The sequence below is a fragment of the Collinsella aerofaciens genome, assembly GCF_020709435.1.
Classification (GTDB): Bacteria; Actinomycetota; Coriobacteriia; order Coriobacteriales; family Coriobacteriaceae; genus Collinsella; species Collinsella aerofaciens_AU.
The window spans coordinates 1-2161 of the sequence record NZ_JAJFDP010000036.1 but is presented as its reverse complement, the minus strand read 5'-3'; the positions used below and the strand labels follow the sequence as shown (position 1 = coordinate 2161).

3 protein-coding genes and 1 tRNA gene are annotated in these 2161 nt (G+C 54.7%); all 4 read right to left on the bottom strand.

What is annotated here, in order from left to right:
• Positions 1 to 308: 308 nt before the first annotated feature.
• The gene (gene rplT, locus LK493_RS10005; protein ID WP_006234421.1) at positions 309 to 668 is read right to left on the bottom strand and encodes a 50S ribosomal protein L20; all 360 of its coding nucleotides are present in this window, start codon (positions 666 to 668) and stop codon (positions 309 to 311) included.
• Positions 669 to 714: 46 nt separating this feature from the next.
• The gene (rpmI, locus tag LK493_RS10000) at positions 715 to 906 is read right to left on the bottom strand and encodes a 50S ribosomal protein L35 (RefSeq protein WP_006234422.1); all 192 of its coding nucleotides are present in this window, start codon (positions 904 to 906) and stop codon (positions 715 to 717) included.
• Between the two features lie 32 nt (positions 907 to 938).
• Positions 939 to 1508 carry a translation initiation factor IF-3 gene (infC, locus tag LK493_RS09995; protein WP_006234423.1) on the bottom strand — a complete coding sequence of 190 codons (570 nt, stop codon included), beginning with the start codon at positions 1506 to 1508 and terminating at the stop codon, positions 939 to 941.
• A 431-nt stretch (positions 1509 to 1939) separates the two neighbouring features.
• A tRNA-Leu gene (locus LK493_RS09990) sits at positions 1940 to 2026 on the bottom strand.
• Positions 2027 to 2161: the final 135 nt, after the last annotated feature.

The following is a 2161-nucleotide window of genomic DNA, read 5'->3' as shown; positions in this document are numbered from 1 at the left end:
GCGCTGGTTCCCGGTTCCACCGGGCCGCGCGGCAAGGAGATATATTGCCAGACCGCGAAGCCCTGTGGGACGTCAATTCCACTCTTCACAAGTCCTACACAACATATTGCTTTCTATAGGTAATAGAAAGACTGGTGCGGATCTTCCGCACGTATCAGATGATGACCCTTTGGTTCAGGAATATATAGAGATCGGTCACCTGTAAGTGTTTATCTACCCGCGCTTTTAGCAATGTAAACCGCGCCTCAGATAAAAAGAGGGAGCGCCGCGCACAACGCGACACTCCCCTAGCGATTCAAGAGAATCTATTAGGCCTCGAGAGCCTTCTTGGCGATGGTGGCCAGCTCGTTGAAGGACTCGATATCCTCGTAAGCCATCTGAGCCAGGACCTTGCGGTCGAGCTCGATGCCGGCAACCTTCAGGCCGTGCATGAACTGAGAGTAAGAGATGTCGTTCAGGCGAGCAGCAGCGTTGATACGAGTGATCCAGAGAGAACGGATCTCGCGCTTCTTGTTGCGGCGATCACGATACTGATACTGCAGGGAGTGCTGGACCTGCTCTTTAGCATGCTTGTAAGTACGCGAAGCGGCACCGTAGTAACCCTTCGCACGGTGCATAACGGTACGGCGCTTCTTCTTGGCGGCAACAGCGCGCTTAATACGTGCCATGTTCTATCAACTCCTAGACGGTAAAACGAAAAACGGGAACGCGAACTTAGGCGAGACGCGACTTGATGACCTTGCGGTCGGCAGCGGCGATCTCGGTCTCCTGACGGAAGCCACGCTTACGCTTGGTGGACTTCTTGCTCAGGATGTGGCTCTTGAAAGCCTTGGCGCGCATAAGCTTGCCGGTACCAGTCTTGCGGAAACGCTTCTTGGTGCCGCTGTGGGACTTCATCTTAGGCATGAAATACTCCTTAATCGGTTACAGAACACTAGTTACTTGGTATCGCTTGCCGCTTTATCCTCATCGAAGGCGCCCTTAATCGGGGCGAGCAGCATAAGCATGTTACGGCCTTCCATCTTAGGCTTGGACTCGACCGTAGCGTAAGGCTTGAGATCCTCGGCGAGGCGCTCGAGAACGTTAAGGCCCTGCTCCGGGTGAGCCATCTCACGGCCGCGGAACATGATGGTGATCTTAACGCGTGCGCCCTTCTTGAGGAAACGCAGAACGTGGCCCTTCTTGGTCTCGTAGTCGCCAACGTCGATCTTGGGTCGGAACTTCATTTCCTTGACCTCGACCTTGGACTGGTTCTTACGAGCAGCCTTGGCCTTCATGGCCTGCTGGTACTTGAACTTACCGTAGTCCATGACCTTGCAGACCGGCGGCTCCGCGTTGGGAGCGATCTCGACCAGGTCGAGACCCTGATCGTCGGCGACGCGCTGGGCATCGCGGATGGCGAACAGGCCGAGCTGAGAGCCATCGACGCCAATCAAACGGCACGAAGATGCAGTGATCTCGTCGTTGATGCGGGTGTCATCAGACTTAGCTATTTTCCCTACCTCCATTCATAAAAAAATAACCCGGCGCTTCTCAGCAACCAGGTCGTACACATAGACTTCCTCGATTTGAGGAAGGTAATCTAAGTTGTATGACCAGTCAGCTGCTCATTGGCGCCAAAAGGTGGGAACCCTAGGGTTCCTCTTTAGGGCATTGCGGGAACAACGCCTTGCGAATAATAACACGTACAGCGCGTTATCACATTACGTACACGAAAAAGGGGCCTTGACCCCCTTGAACGCTCGCTTGCATGTATGGTGCCCGAGGCGAGACTCGAAGGGCCTTCGCTTCGCGAAGCCCCGGGCTTCGGGCGCGTGGCGCCCTCGCCACGCTCCGCTACAGACAGGCCACAGGCCTGTTTGCTTAACGCTTCGCGCGCTCACGCGAGTTCGGCACGAAAAAGGGGGCCGCAACCCCCTTGAACGCTCACTTGCATGTATGGTGCCCGAGGCGAGACTCGAACTCGCACGTTGTTGCCAACGGTGGATTTTGAGTCCACTGCGTCTGCCAATTCCGCCACTCGGGCACGTAATGCGTGAGTTAGTTTATCACAGCTTTCTGTTGATTAGTCCGAAAATGGAACTTTGAGCATTTCGATAAGCTCAACCCTTGATTATCAACTTCATCCGAACACTTCCCACATTCATCCGCACATGTGCGG

Excerpts from the sequence above, each read along its gene's own strand:
- rplT (WP_006234421.1), bottom strand. The coding sequence starts at position 668 with ATGGCACGTATTAAGCGCGCTGTTGCCGCCAAGAAGAAGCGCCGTACC.
- rpmI (WP_006234422.1), bottom strand. The coding sequence starts at position 906 with ATGCCTAAGATGAAGTCCCACAGCGGCACCAAGAAGCGTTTCCGCAAG.
- infC (WP_006234423.1), bottom strand. The coding sequence starts at position 1,508 with ATGGAGGTAGGGAAAATAGCTAAGTCTGATGACACCCGCATCAACGAC.